Consider the following 14,359-nt stretch of genomic DNA (forward strand, 5'->3'; position numbering starts at 1 on the left):
GCCTGCAGCGCCGGGCACAGCTTGCGCCGCACGACCAGAGGATCGGTGGGCAGTGGCGACGACATCCACAGCGTGCGCAGCGCGCCGGCGGCCATGGCCTTGCGCTGCTGCGTCAGCGCCAGGCTGTCGCTGGACACAAACGCCGCGTCCACCAGGCCGTCCTGCACGGCCGCAATGGCGCGCGTGTGCGAGCCCGCATAGGAGACGCGCGAAAAATAGTCCTCGAGCCGCATGCCGGTCTGCGCCTTCATCGCCTGGCGCGGCAGCAAGGCGCCCGACGTGCTGGCGGGATCGACCAGGCTCAGGGTGGCGCCGCGCAGGTCCTGCCAGCGCCGATAACGCGAGCCGCCGCGCACGATCAGCAGCGCGTGGTAGCGCGTCAGCACGCCGGGCTGCTTGACCATGGCCGCGACCGGCAGCGCCGACGCACCGCTGCGCTGCATCTGCACATAGGTGGCCGGGCCCAGCTCGGCGACATCGATGCGCCCACCCTGCAGGCCCTGCACCACCGCCGAATAGGAGGCCGCGGACACCAGGTCCACGGGCATGTCCAGCGCCGTGCCCAGCAATTCGGCCAGCAGTCGGTAGCCGCTGGCCTGCGCGTCCTCGTGGTTCTTGGGAATGAAGGCCAGGCGCAGCCGCAGCGGCAGCTCGCACTCCTGGGCGGCCGGTGCCTCGTTGGCCCGCGCCGTGCACATTCCCGCCGCGATACCGCCCAGGCCCAAAAGCTTCGCCAGTGCCAGTCGGCGGTCTTTGGTGTCTGCGCAAGGGTTCATCGCTGCGGGCCTTTCAAGCCGGGTACAAATAGGCAGCGCGCAGCAGTTCCTGCGCGGCTTTCGCGCCCACCGGGCGGCTGAGGAAATAACCTTGGGCTTCGTCGCAGCCCGCGGTCTTGAGATAGACCAGCTGGTCCATCAGCTCCACGCCTTCGGCGACCACGCGCATCTTGAGGTTGTGGGCCAGCGTGATCACCGAGGTCACGATCACGCCGGCCTCGCTGCTGCTGCGGATGTCGTTGACGAACGAGCGGTCGAGCTTGAGCGTGTCTATGGGCAGGTCCTTGATCTGGCTCAGGCTGGAAAAGCCCGTGCCGAAATCATCCAGTCCGATCGAAACGCCCATGGCGCGCACCTGCTCCAGCACGCTCAGCGCCAGCTCCCGGGGTTCGAGCAGGCAGCTTTCGGTGATTTCCATGCTCAGATCGGAGGCCTCGATGCCGTAGTGCGCGATATGCGCCGCGAGCCGCTCGGCAAATGCGCTGTCGCGCAGTTGCACCGGCGAGACATTGAACGCGATGGGCACGGGGTCCAGCCCCAGCGCGCGCCAGTCGGCCACCTGCTGGCAGCAGGCCTGCAGCACCCAGTCGCCGAGCGCGCGTATCGCACCCGTGACTTCGGCCGACGCAATGAATTCGCCGGGGTAGATCAAGCCGTACTCGGGATGCTGCCAGCGCACCAGCGCCTCGAAGCCCATGATGCGGCAGTCGTGCAGCCTGACCTTGGGCTGGAAATGCAGCACCAGCTGCTGGTCGATCACGGCCTTGGGCAACTGGCGCTCGAGGGCGTAGCTGCGCGCGCTGTCGGCGCTGGCCGTCGCGTCGTAGTAGGTGAACTGCCCGCGGCCCGCGCGCTTGCTCGCATACATCGCTGCGTCCGCGTTGCGGCACAGCAGCGTCACGTCATGGCCGTCGCGCGGGAAGAACGCCACGCCTATGCTGGGCGTCACCTGCAGGCTGTTGCCTTCGAGCCCCTCATAGGGCTGACTCAGGCAGTCGACGAGCTTGGCCGCGAGCGCGTCCATGTCGGTCATCGCATCCATTCCCGTCACCAGCACCGCGAACTCGTCGCCGCCCATGCGCGCGATGATGTCCGAACTGCGCAGCAGCAGGCGCAGCCGCTGCGCGACCGCCTGCAGCAACAGGTCGCCCACATGGTGGCCCAGCGTGTCGTTGATCGCCTTGAAGCGGTCCAGGTCCAGGTACATCAGCGCATAGAACTTGCGGCTGCGCCGCGCCAGCGCCAGGTGGCTGGCGACCAGTTCATTGAACATGCGGCGGTTGTGCAGCCCCGTCAGGTGGTCGTTCGCGGCCAGCTCCAGCGCCTTGGCCTTTTCCTGCTCGAGCTGGTCGATCAGCATGTGCTTGTCGCGGTTGGCAAAGCTCAGCGCGGTGAACAGCCCTTCCTGGTGGCGCAGCACGCGCAGCATGCCGCCCACGGCCAGCAGCATGCAAAAGCTCAGCACGCCCAGCAGCGTCCAGACCTTGCGGCTGTCTTCGCGCTGCGAGCCATGCACCCATTCCAGGCCGCGGCTCGCGACCACGAGGAACGGCGAATTGGCATTGCGCCGCCAGCTGAAATGGCTTTTGGCGCCGCCGGGCTGCAGCGCGGCGACGGTCGCGCCGCGGTTGCCGGTCATCTGGGCCAGCGCGGCCACGGGCTCGCGCGAAAACGGCATGGTCAGGCCCTGGGGGCCCAGCTCCGCCAGCGCCACGCCCTGGGCGTTCAGCAGGTGGATGGCACTGCCCGCGCCCATTTCCACGTCGCGGTAGAGGTTCAGGAAATAGCCCAGGTCCAGCATCAGCAGCAGATATCCGCCGGGCGCGCGCGCGCGCGATGCTTCGGCTTCGAGCGGACGCAGCGCATAGACCAGCGGAATCTGCCAGAGATCGGGGTGGCCGGACAGCGCCGACTGGGCTGCGGGCGGCAGACGCGCGTGGCCCTGCTCGGGCGCCTGCAGCGAAACGCGCAGCGCCGCGAGCAGCGGCGTCAGCTCGCTGGGGGACAGTGCGTACGAAGAGTCGACCGGCTGCAGCGCCGCATCGAGCAGCAGATAGCGCGCAAAGCTGTGCTCGGCGACCAGCATGGTGGAAAGGCGCCGGTGGACTTCGGCGGCCGACTGCTGACCGCGCATATGGCCGGCGAGCGCATCGCCCGCGGCCAGACCCATCAACTGCCCCTTGTTGACCACCTGCGCAAGATTCTCGGCCACCACCGCCGCCAGACTCGCCTGCTGTTGCGCGGTGCTGATCTGCTGCTGCTCGCGCTCGGCTTCCACGCTTTGCCAGGCCAGCCACCACACCAGGCCCAGCACCAGCAGCGCCGCGCCTATGCAGGCCATGCGCATTCCGCGCCAGCCCATGCGCCACGGAATCGCTGACACCGGCCGGCGAAAACGCAGCAGCAGAGAAAAACAACGGGCGTACAGGGCAGTCACAGAGCGGGCGCAGACGGGCAGATGCCTGGATGATGCAAATCCAGCAAGTCAATGGCGTGACACTTTGAAATATTTCTCGAATGGCGGGGTATTTGTGACACATCACAAACTCTGTGACAGCCCGCGAGCCGCCACAATAGCGCCCAGGCCGCGCAGCGCGGCCCGCATGCCATTCCTACCAGGAGACCTTCGATGCTCAACGCCTTGTGGCTGGGCTTTTTCATCATCGCCGCGGTCGCGGCGCTGGCCCAATGGCTGGTCGGCGGCCAAAGCCAGGTATTCGCGGGCATGGTCCAGGCGCTGTTCGCGATGGCCAAGCTGTCGGTCGAAGTGATGGTGCTGCTGTTCGGCACGCTGACGCTGTGGCTGGGCTTTCTGCGCATCGCCGAGAAAGCCGGCGTGGTGCAATGGCTCGCCTGGGCGCTGGGCCCGCTGTTCGCCAAGCTGATGCCCGAAGTGCCGCGCGGCCACCCCGCGCTGGGCCTGATCACGCTGAACTTCGCGGCCAATGCGCTGGGCCTGGACAACGCGGCCACGCCCATGGGCCTCAAGGCGATGCGCGAACTGCAGACGCTGAACCCGCGGCCCGACACCGCCACCAATGCGCAGATCCTGTTCCTGGTGCTCAACGCTTCGTCGCTGACGCTGCTGCCGGTCACGATCTTCATGTACCGCATGCAGCAAGGCGCGCCCGACCCGACGCTGGTGTTCCTGCCCATCCTGCTCGCGACTTCGGCATCGACCCTGGTCGCGCTGCTGGCCGTGGGCCTGGTACAGCGCCTGAAATTGTGGCATCCCGTGGTGCTGGCCTATCTGCTGCCGGTCGCGCTGCTGCTGGGCGGCTTCATGGCGCTGCTCGCCACGCTCAGCAGCGCGGCGCTGGCCTCGCTGTCATCTTTGCTCGGCAATTTGACGCTGTTCGGCTTGATCATGCTGTTCGTGGGCCTGGGCGCCTGGCGCAAGGTACCGGTTTATGACAGTTTCATCGAAGGCGCAAAGGAAGGCTTCGACGTCGCCAAGGGACTGCTGCCCTACCTCGTCGCCATGCTGTGCGCCGTGGGCGTGTTCCGCGCGTCGGGCGCGCTCGACTATGCGCTGTCGGGCATACGCTGGCTGGTGGATCTGGGAGGCTGGGACGCACGCTTTGTCGACGCCTTGCCCACGGCCTTGGTCAAACCGTTCTCGGGCAGCGCCGCGCGCGCCATGCTGATTGAAACCATGCAAAGCCAGGGCGTGGACAGCTTCGCCGCGCTGGCCGCCGCGACCATCCAGGGCAGCACCGAGACCACGTTCTATGTACTGGCCGTGTACTTCGGTGCCGTGGGAATACAGCGCGCACGCCATGCCGTGGGCTGCGCGCTGATCGCCGAGTTCGCGGGCGTGGTGGCGGCGATCGCGGTGTGCTATCAGTTTTTTGGCGGGATGTAGGCTCTAAAGGATGAACGGCCCGCGCTCCAGTCATGGCGGCTAGCGTTCATGGTTCGACAAGCTCACCACGAACGCTTGCTCCCGTTTGTGGTGAGTTGACCTTGGCACCCTCGGCCTGCCTCAAGCGTCAGGAACAATCGCTTCCGCGTAATCGTAAAGCGCGCCCAGAATTTCCTCGCCGCGCTCGTCTACCGTCTCCGACAGCTGGTCGATTTCGGCGAACATGCGTTCTGCCGTGCGCGCCCCGCCCTGGCCGTCGAGCAGGCAGGCCGCGCGATGCGCCTGCCAGCGCTGCTGCTCTTCGGGCGACAGCGTGTCGGCGAAGTTGCGTGCGCGGTAGCGGAACACCAGTTCGCCCAGGCGCGCATCGTCAAAGCCCGTGCGGTCCATGGCCAGCTCCAGCGGCGTGAGCGAGCGCAGGTGGTTGAGCCGGCGCCGGTCTTCATTGCCGACAAAGCCGCCATACAGATCCTGATCGGCATCGGTAGCTGCGCCGTTTGCCGGCCGCTGGAACACCTGCTTCCACAGCGCGCTCATGTCTGGCAGGTCGCGCGCCACGGCGGCGAACTGCAGCGCCTGCTCCATGTCTATGCCCCATTGCTGGGCCATGGCCGGGCTCAGCGTCTTGAGGCTGCCGACGACCATGGGCGACTTGTTGATGTGGATGCTCTTGATCGGCAGCCGCGTCACGCCTTCGGGCAGATCGGCGGCGCGCGAGAACATGCGCAGGCGCAATTCTTCCACGCCCAGGCGCGACAGCTCGGACGGGTCCTGAGACAGGTCCCAGGCGATGATTTCGTTCTTGTTCGCGGGGTGCGTGGCCAGCGGCCACATCACGGCGATGCAGCCGCGCGCCGCGCCGAACATGCCCGACACATGCAGGAAAGGCTTGGCATGCGCGGCCACGGCCGGCAGGCCCAGCTCCTGCAGCACGCGGTCTTTCTTGTGCAGGCTGAACGCGAAGTCGAACAGCCGCGGCTGGTGCTTGCGAATCAGCCGCGCCAGCGCAATCGTCGCGCGCACATCGCTCACGGCGTCATGCGCCTGCTCGTGTGCCAGGCCGTTGGCGCGCGCCAGGTCTTCGAGCTTGAAGCTCACCGTGCCGTCTTCCTTGCGCGGCCAGACGATGCCTTCGGGGCGCAGCGCATAGACCATGCGCACCACGTCGAGCAGGTCCCAGCGGCCGCAGCCGTTTTGCCATTCGCGCGCATAGGGATCGATCAGGTTGCGCCAGAACATGAAGCGCGTGATCTCGTCGTCGAAACGGATGGAGTTGTAGCCCACGCCCACCGTGCCGGGGCTGGCGAATTCTTCCTCGATGCGCGCCGCGAATTCGTGCTCGGGAATGCCCTGGGCCACGCACTGCTGCGGCGTGATGCCGGTGATCAGGCAGGACTGCGGATCGGGCAGGTAATCGTTGGACGGCTGGCAGTACAGCGCCAGCGGCTCGCCGATTTCGTTGAGTTCCATGTCCGTGCGAATGCCAGCGAACTGGGCCGGACGGTCATAGCGGGGTTGGGCACCGAAAGTTTCGTAGTCGTGCCAGAAGAAAGTGGTATCAGCCATGCCCGAAGTATGCCCGGGAATGGCTGGCTTCAGCGTATCAAAGCAATGGCGAACACAGGCGCGCGATCGAGTCGCCCAGCCGCGGCAGGAAGCGCTGCTTGCGCTCGTAGTGCACCTGGCGCGCGTTCTGCAGATCGAGCGTGAACTGCCTGGCGAGATCGCCGTTGAGCTTGAGCCCGTAGCCTATGGCGCAGACTTCGTAGTTGAGGAAGAAGCTGCGGTGGTCGAAATTGGCCGTGCCTATGATCGCCATGTTGTCGTCGACCACCAGGGTCTTGGAATGCAGCATGCGCGCGCGGTATTCGTAGACCTTGGCGCCGCAGGCGATCAGCTCGTCGAAATAGGAGCGCGCGGCCATCGTGACGATGAACGAGTCCGACTTCTCGGGCACCAGCAGCTGCACGTCGACGCCGCGCAGCGCGGCATTGGTCAGCGCCGTCATCGCGGCTTCGGTGGGCACGAAATATGGGGTCGTGAGCCACACGCGTGCATCGGCCGCATTGATCGCCGCGACATAGGCGCGGTGTATCGCCTCGAGCCGGTTGTCGGGGCCCGAACTCACGATCTGCACCGCGTGCTGCCCTTCCTTCATGTCGGGCAGCAGCACATCGAGGTCGGGCGGCTCCACCGGGTGGCTGCGCTCCAGCGCGTACGACCAGTCTTCGAGAAACACTGTCTGCAGCCAGTTGACGACCGGGCCTTCGAGCCGCAGATGCACGTCGTGGTAGGCGCATTCCATCACGCGGCGGCTTTCCTCGTCGGTGATGTTGACGCCGCCCGTGAAGCCCACCTTGCCGTCGCAGACCAGGATCTTGCGGTGGGTGCGGAAGTTGATCACCGGGCGCAGGCGCCGGCCGACCTTGGACGGGTGAAAGAACGCGAATTCGCCGCCGGCCTCGACCAGCGGCGCGTAGAACTTGCGGCGTATCTTCTTGGAGCCCATGGAGTCGACCAGCATGCGCACCTTGACGCCGGCGCGTGCGCGCTCGACCAGCGCATCCATCAGCGCCGTGCCGGTCTGGTCGGGCTCGAAGACGTAATACTCGAGGTGCACATGGTGGCGCGCCGCGCGCACGGCTTCGAGAATGCTTTCATAGGTGCGGTCGCCGCCGACCAGCAGCTCCATGCGCTCGGCGCTGCTGACCGGAAACTCGGCCGTGCGGTTCACGAGCCGCGCGACCTGGTGCATGCGCGCGCTGGCCGCCGGGATATGGTCGCGCAGACGCGCGGCGCTCACGCGCAGCCGCGACGATTTGTGCCGCCGCAGCCGCTTGTTGCGCAGCCGCTTGAGCCGCTGCGGGCCGAAGAAATAATAGACGCCCAGCCCGCCCACGGGCAGCGCGGCCAGTGCCAGCAGCCAGCCCAGCGTCGCCACGGGCGCACTGCGCTGCAGCAACACCCAGACGCCTATCACCAGCGCGTATACCGACCAAATCAACCAGAACAGCGAGTACGCGTTATCGGTGTTCCAGTGTTCGCTAAACCATTGCACGTGAAGGCCTTTGAAAAACACAAAAAAAGCCGACAGCGCGGGGCTGTCGGCTTGGGGGATCAAAGCGTCACGCGCTCAATCGGTCGTGGCTTCTTCGGGCTCGGCGGGTTCCGAGCGGCCGCGCTCCTTGCGCGGCAGCGGCTGGATGTCGAGCTGCACTTCGCCCGCTGCGCCGTTTTCGCCTTCGACCCAGTCGACGCCCAGGCGTCCACCGTCGACCAGGCGGCCGAACAGCAGTTCGTCGGCCAGCGAGCGGCGGATGGTGTCCTGGATCAGGCGCTGCATCGGACGCGCGCCCATCAGCGGATCGAAGCCGGCCTTGGCCAGGTGCTTGCGCAGCGTGTCGGTGAACGTGACGTCCACGCGCTTCTCGGCCAGCTGCGTTTCGAGCTGCAGCAGGAACTTGTCGACCACGCGCATGATGACCTGCTCGTCGAGCGACTTGAAGCCCACGATCGCGTCCAGACGGTTGCGGAACTCGGGAGTGAACAGGCGCTTGATGTCGCCCATTTCATCGCCGGCAGCACGCGGGTTGGTGAACCCGATGCTGGCCTTGTTCATGGTCTCGGCGCCCGCATTCGTCGTCATGATGATGATGATGTTGCGGAAGTCGGCCTTGCGTCCGTTGTTGTCCGTGAGCGTGCCGTGGTCCATGACCTGCAGCAGCACGTTGAAGATGTCCGGGTGCGCCTTCTCGATTTCATCGAGCAGCAGCACCGCGTGCGGCTTCTTCGTGATGGCTTCGGTCAGCAGGCCACCCTGGTCGAAACCGACATAGCCCGGAGGCGCACCGATCAGACGGCTCACCGCATGGCGTTCCATGTACTCCGACATGTCGAAGCGGATCAGGTCTACGCCCATGATGAACGCCAGCTGCTTGGCGGCTTCGGTCTTGCCCACGCCGGTAGGGCCGCTGAACAGGAACGAGCCGATAGGCTTGTCGCCCTTGCCCAGACCCGAACGCGCCATCTTGACGGCCGACGACAGCACTTCGAGCGCCTTGTCCTGGCCGAACACCACGCTTTTCAGGTCGCGTTCTAGCGTCTGCAGCTTGCTGCGGTCGTCGTTCGACACGTTGGCGGGCGGAATGCGCGCGATCTTCGCGACGATTTCCTCGATCTCGGCCTTGCCTATGGTCTTCTTGCGCTTGGACGCGACCAGGATGCGCTGGGCAGCACCGGCTTCGTCGATCACGTCAATGGCCTTGTCGGGCAGGTGGCGGTCGTTGATGTACTTGGCCGACAGCTCGGCCGCAGCCTGCAGCGCCGCTGCCGCGTACTTGACGTTATGGTGCTCTTCGAAGCGCGACTTCAGACCCTTGAGGATCTCGATCGTTTCCGACACCGTGGGCTCGACCACGTCGACCTTCTGGAAACGCCGCGACAGGGCTGCGTCCTTTTCGAAGATGCCGCGGTATTCGGTGAACGTCGTCGCACCGATGCACTTGAGCTGGCCGCTCGACAGCGCGGGCTTGAGCAGGTTGGACGCATCCAGCGTTCCGCCCGACGCCGCACCCGCACCGATCAGGGTGTGGATTTCGTCGATGAACAGCACCGCATTGGGTTTGTCCTTGAGCGACTTGAGCACGCCCTTGAGACGTTGCTCGAAGTCGCCGCGGTACTTGGTGCCCGCGAGCAGCGAGCCCATGTCGAGCGAATAGACCACGGCCTCGGCCAGGATCTCGGGCACGTCGCCCTGCGTGATGCGCCAGGCCAGGCCTTCGGCGATCGCGGTCTTGCCCACGCCGGCCTCACCGACCAGCAGCGGGTTGTTCTTGCGGCGACGGCACAGGATCTGGATCGTGCGCTCGACTTCGTAGTTGCGCCCGATCAGCGGATCGATCTTGCCTTCTTTCGCGGCCTGGTTCAGGTTGAGCGTGAACTGCTCCAGCGGCGAGGCCTTTTCCTGGCGCTCGCTGTTGCCGCCCTCTTCGCTTTCGGCCTGGCCTTCGGACTTGGCAGCCTCTGGCGGTTCGCTCTTCTTGATGCCGTGGGCAATGAAATTGACCACATCAAGACGTGTCACGCCCTGCTGGTGCAGGTAGTACACGGCATGCGAATCCTTCTCGCCGAAGATCGCCACCAGCACGTTCGCGCCGTTGACTTCCTTCTTGCCATTGCCCGTGGATTGCACGTGCATGATGGCGCGCTGGATCACCCGCTGGAAACCCAGCGTGGGTTGGGTGTCGACTTCGTCGCTACCCGCGACCTGCGGCGTGTTGTCCTTGATGAAGTTGGACAGCGAGGCGCGCAAATCGTCAATGCTCGCCGAGCAGGCGCGCAACACTTCGGCAGCACTGGGGTTGTCGAGCAGCGCGAGCAGAAGGTGTTCCACGGTGATGAATTCGTGGCGCTGCTGACGGGCCTCGACAAAGGCCATGTGCAAGCTGACTTCCAGTTCCTGGGCAATCATGAGAGGACTCCTTTTGGCTTGCGTGATTTCATTATGGAGATAAATCGGGGCGGTTGCAGCTTATTCAACAGGCTCCAACGTTGCCTGTAGTGGATGACCCGCTTTCAACGCGGCCTGATGCACCTGATCTACCTTGGTGGCGGCGATGTCGCGCGGAAAAACTCCGCAGATGCCGCGGCCGTCGAGATGGATCTTGAGCATGATCTGGGTCGCGGTTTCCCGGTCCTTGCTGAACAGTTCCTGGAGCACGGCGATGACGAATTCCATCGGCGTGTAGTCATCATTGAGCATGACGACCTGGTACATCTTGGGTGGCTGCACACGCTGCGCGCGCCGCTCCATTACGACCGAACCAGCGTCATCTACGCCTGGCCCCTCCGGGGGCTTTGGTGGAATGGAAGGGGGTTGTGTTGCCATGAATTCATTCTAGCGAGCCACACAGGCTCTTTTGTCTTCGCAGATGGGAAGGGAAACACCAATTTCAAGCCTGCACGTGTGGCATTTTCCACAAGTTGCGTGCAAACCCGCTTTTTTCATTCGTAGATCACCGTTGCATGGCCGCTGCCCGCCTGCGCCGTCCAGGCCGCGAGCGCGGCGTCGCTGGGGTAAAAACGGCTGCTGTCGCCCAGTTGCAACTCCGCAACGGCCGCGCCCTGCGGCGCCTCGCAGCGCAGGCCCAGGCGCACGCGCAGGCCATGCACCACGGGCTCGGCCTGCTCGTGCTCCACCCGGCGCGCGGGGAAATCGCCCAGCACGCGCAGCACATCGGGCATGACTTCGCCCACGCTGACCTGCAGATAGCGCCCGAACTTGCAGCGCGCGTCCGACAGGCTCCACAACTGCTGCACTTTCATGCGCAGGCCGCCGCTGAAGTGGTCGAGCTGCAGCCGGCCGCTGACGACGACGAACTCGTCGTCCTTGAGCAACTCCTTGTGCGCGTTGAGCACGGCTTCGTCGGCCGAGGCTTCGATCACGCCCGACTTGTCGTCGATCTTGAACAGCCCCAGGCGGCCGCGCTGGCCCGTGATGGCGCGGAAGTCGCTGATGATGCCGGCCATGACCTGGGGCTCGCGGCTGTCGCGCATCTCCTCGATGCGCGTGCGCACGAAGCGCCGCACCTCGGTCTCGACTTCATCGAACAGATGGCCCGAAAGGTAATAGCCGACAGCCGTCTTTTCGAGTGTGAGCCGCTCCTTGATGCCCCAGGGCATGCGCTCGGCGAGTTCGGGCTCCTGCGTGCTCGAGCCCACGGCGTCGTCGCCCATCATGTCGAACAGGCCGCCCTGGTTGGCGTTGGCATGCGTGGCATTGGCGAACTCGAACGCGGTGTCGATGGACGCGACCAGCGACGCCCGGTTCTGGTGAATGGCGTCGAACGCGCCGGCCTTGATCAACGCTTCGAGCGTGCGCTTGTTCAGGCGCGTGCGATCGACGCGCAGGCAGAAATCGAACAGGCTCTTGAACGGCCCCTTTTCCGTGCCGCGCGGGCCCGTGCCCGTGCCTTCGCGCGCGGCGACGATGGCCTCGATGGCCGCCTGCCCGCCGCCCTTGACGGCGCCCAGGCCGTAGCGGATCACCTTGTCGGTGACCGGCTCGAAGCGGTGGCGGCCGCGGTTCACGTCCGGCGGCTCGAACGTCAGGCCCATTTTCAGCGCGTCTTCATAGAGCACCTTGAGCTTGTCGGTGTCGTCCATTTCCACGGTCATATTCGCGCAGAAGAACTCGGCCGTGTAGTGCACCTTGAGCCAGCCGGTGTGATAGGCCAGCAACGAGTAGGCGGCGGCGTGCGACTTGTTGAAGCCGTAGCCCGCGAACTTCTCCATCAGGTCAAAGACTTCGTCGGCCTTTTCCTGGTTCAGTCCGTTCTTGGAAGCACCTTCGCGGAACAGCTCGCGGTGCTTGGCCATCTCGTCGGCCTTCTTCTTGCCCATGGCGCGGCGCAAGAGATCGGCGCCGCCCAGCGAGTAGCCGCCCAGCACCTGGGCGGTCTGCATCACCTGCTCCTGGTAGACCATGATGCCGTAGGTCTCGGCCAGCACCTTCTCGACCATGGGGTGCGGGTACTCGACGACTTCACGGCCGTGCTTGCGCGCCACGAAGCTGGGAATCAGGTCCATGGGACCGGGGCGGTAGAGCGCGTTGAGCGCGATCAGGTCTTCCAGGCGGCTGGGCTTGGCGTCGCGCAGCATGCCCTGCATGCCGCGGCTTTCAAACTGGAACACCGCTTCCGTCTTGCCTTCGGAGAACAGCTTGTAGGTGGGGTGGTCGTCGAGCGGAATGCGCTCGTAGGCGAAGTTTTCCTGGCCCTTGTGGCGCGCCATGATGAATTCGCGCGCGATTTCCAGGATGGTCAGCGTGGCCAGGCCCAAGAAGTCGAACTTCACCAGACCGATGTCTTCGACGTCGTCCTTGTCGAACTGGCTCACGGCCGAGTCGCTGCCCGGCTGCTGGTAGAGCGGACAGAAGTCGGCGAGCCGGCCCGGCGCGATCACCACGCCGCCCGCGTGCATGCCGATATTGCGCGTCATGCCTTCGAGGCGCTGGGCCATCTCGATCAGCGTCTTGACGTCTTCTTCCTTCTCTATGCGCTCGGCGAGCAGCGGCTCGGCCTCGATCGCATAGGTGTACTTGTCGCCTTCCTTTTTCGGATTGGGCGGGTACTTGAGCGTGACATGCAGGCCCGGCTTGTTCGGGATCAGCTTGGAGATGCCGTCGCAGAACGTATAGCTCATGTCGAGCGTGCGGCCCACGTCGCGGATCGCCGCGCGCGCGGCCATGGTGCCGAAGGTCGCGATCTGGCTCACGGCGTCGCGGCCGTAGCGCTGCTTGACGTAGTCGATCACGCGGTCGCGGTTGGACTGGCAGAAATCGATGTCGAAGTCGGGCATCGACACGCGTTCCGGGTTCAGGAAGCGCTCGAACAGCAGGTTGTATTCCAGCGGGTCCAGATCGGTGATGTTGAGCACATAGGCCACGAGCGAGCCCGCGCCCGATCCGCGGCCCGGCCCGACGGGGCAGCCGTTGTTCTTGGCCCACTTGATGAAGTCGCCCACGATCAGGAAGTAGCCCGGAAACCCCATCTTCAAAATGGTGTTCAGCTCGAACTCGAGCCGCTCGACGTAGCGCGCGCGCTGCGCGTCGCGCTTGGCGACGTCGGGATAGAGCAGCGCCAGCCGCACTTCGAGGCCGTCGAACGACTCCTGGCGGAAGAACGACTCCATCGTCATGCCTTCGGGCACGGGGAAATTGGGCAGCTGCGGCGCGCCCAGCACCAGGGTCAAGCTGCAGCGGCGCGCGATTTCCACGCTGTTTTGCAGCGCCGACGGCAGGTCGGCGAACAGCGCCTCCATTTCGGCCTGGGTCTTGAAGTGCTGCTCGCGCGTGAAGCGGCGCACGCGCTTGGGATTGCCCAGAATTTCGCCTTCGGCGATGCACACCCGCGCTTCGTGCGATTCGTAGTCGTCGGGTCCGAAGAACTGGATGGGGTGGGTCGCGACCACGGGCAGGTTCAGGCGCGCGGCCAGCTGCACCGCGGCCAGCACATGGGCTTCGTCGTCGGCGCGGCCCGCACGTTGCAACTCGATGTAAAAGCGATGCGGAAACATTGCTGCCAGGCGCAACGCCTGGTTGGCCGCACCCGCCGTGTCGCCGCGCATCAGCGCCTGGCCCACGGGGCCGGCCTGGGCGCCGGCCAGCACGATCAGGCCTTCGCCCAGTTCCTGCAGCCATTCCCAGGTGTAGACCGCCTGGGATTTGACGACATTGCGCGTCCAGCCCCGGGCCAACAGTTCGCAGAGGTTGTGGTAACCGGCCTTGTTCTGCACCAGCAGGATCACGCGCGAAGTCGCCGCGCCGTCCTCGCCTTCGAGCTGGATTTCGGTGCCGAGCACGGGCTTGACGCCCTTGCCCCGGCCTTCCTTGTAGAACTTGATGGCGCCGAACATATTGTTGTAGTCGGTCATCGCCATCGCGGCCTGCCCGTCTGCAGCGGCTGCCTTGATGATGGAATTGATACGGGTGGTTCCGTCGACGACGGAAAACTCGGAGTGCAGGCGCAAATGAACAAACATGGGCAGCATTGTAGAAAGGCCGGACACCGGACGGACAAAGCGGGCACCCGCAGGCCCCGCGCGGCGCGGGCCTTTGCGGCCATTACAATGCGGTTTCTAGCGCGTTTTCTTTTCAATGCCTGCCGTGGGGCACCCTTCGACAGGGTGAACGGATCACTCAGTGCGAAAACGCTACAGC

Annotated in this window: 8 protein-coding genes; 1 reads left to right on the plus strand and 7 read right to left on the minus strand. The window is 65.2% G+C overall.

The features are described 5' to 3' along the window. Window positions 1–776: phosphate/phosphite/phosphonate ABC transporter substrate-binding protein (locus tag KHY18_RS10230; RefSeq protein WP_213298919.1), on the minus strand; the 776-nt coding region annotated here is incomplete at its 3' end. 13 nt (window positions 777–789) lie between these two features. Beyond that, complete coding sequence (locus KHY18_RS27350; RefSeq protein ID WP_349630270.1) at window positions 790–3,159, minus strand: putative bifunctional diguanylate cyclase/phosphodiesterase; 2,370 nt, start codon at window positions 3,157–3,159, stop codon at window positions 790–792. Window positions 3,160–3,405: 246 nt separating this feature from the next. Between KHY18_RS27350 and KHY18_RS10240 the strand changes: the two genes are divergently transcribed. Beyond that, a complete protein-coding gene (locus tag KHY18_RS10240) occupies window positions 3,406–4,641 on the plus strand; it encodes a spore maturation protein (RefSeq protein ID WP_213298923.1) in 1,236 nt (411 codons plus the stop codon). A 120-nt stretch (window positions 4,642–4,761) separates the two neighbouring features. Here the strand turns inward: KHY18_RS10240 and sbcB are convergent, their stop codons facing one another. From sbcB to dnaE, 5 genes are all read right to left on the minus strand, one after another. Continuing rightward, window positions 4,762–6,207 carry an exodeoxyribonuclease I gene (gene sbcB / locus KHY18_RS10245; RefSeq protein WP_213298926.1) on the minus strand — a complete coding sequence of 482 codons (1,446 nt, stop codon included), beginning with the start codon at window positions 6,205–6,207 and terminating at the stop codon, window positions 4,762–4,764. A 37-nt stretch (window positions 6,208–6,244) separates the two neighbouring features. Continuing rightward, a complete protein-coding gene (cls, locus tag KHY18_RS10250) occupies window positions 6,245–7,699 on the minus strand; it encodes a cardiolipin synthase (protein ID WP_213298928.1) in 1,455 nt (484 codons plus the stop codon). Between the two features lie 75 nt (window positions 7,700–7,774). Further along, entirely contained in the window at window positions 7,775–10,111 is a 2,337-nt protein-coding gene (gene clpA / locus KHY18_RS10255) for an ATP-dependent Clp protease ATP-binding subunit ClpA (protein WP_213298931.1), read from the minus strand. Between the two features lie 60 nt (window positions 10,112–10,171). After that, the gene (gene clpS / locus KHY18_RS10260; RefSeq protein ID WP_213298934.1) at window positions 10,172–10,528 is read right to left on the minus strand and encodes an ATP-dependent Clp protease adapter ClpS; all 357 of its coding nucleotides are present in this window, start codon (window positions 10,526–10,528) and stop codon (window positions 10,172–10,174) included. Between the two features lie 116 nt (window positions 10,529–10,644). Beyond that, on the minus strand, window positions 10,645–14,181 hold the full coding sequence (gene dnaE / locus KHY18_RS10265; RefSeq protein ID WP_213298937.1) for a DNA polymerase III subunit alpha: 3,537 nt from the start codon (window positions 14,179–14,181) through the stop codon (window positions 10,645–10,647). Window positions 14,182–14,359: the final 178 nt, after the last annotated feature.

The sequence above is a fragment of the Acidovorax sp. CCYZU-2555 genome (assembly GCF_018413525.1).
Taxonomy (GTDB): domain Bacteria; phylum Pseudomonadota; class Gammaproteobacteria; order Burkholderiales; family Burkholderiaceae_C; genus Comamonas.

What these genes read in the sequence shown, in the direction of transcription:
- clpS (WP_213298934.1), bottom strand. Translation starts at nt 10,528, where the DNA reads ATGGCAACACAACCCCCTTCCATTCCACCAAAGCCCCCGGAGGGGCCA.
- dnaE (WP_213298937.1), bottom strand. Translation starts at nt 14,181, where the DNA reads ATGTTTGTTCATTTGCGCCTGCACTCCGAGTTTTCCGTCGTCGACGGA.
- clpA (WP_213298931.1), bottom strand. Translation starts at nt 10,111, where the DNA reads ATGATTGCCCAGGAACTGGAAGTCAGCTTGCACATGGCCTTTGTCGAG.
- sbcB (WP_213298926.1), bottom strand. Translation starts at nt 6,207, where the DNA reads ATGGCTGATACCACTTTCTTCTGGCACGACTACGAAACTTTCGGTGCC.
- KHY18_RS10240 (WP_213298923.1), top strand. Translation starts at nt 3,406, where the DNA reads ATGCTCAACGCCTTGTGGCTGGGCTTTTTCATCATCGCCGCGGTCGCG.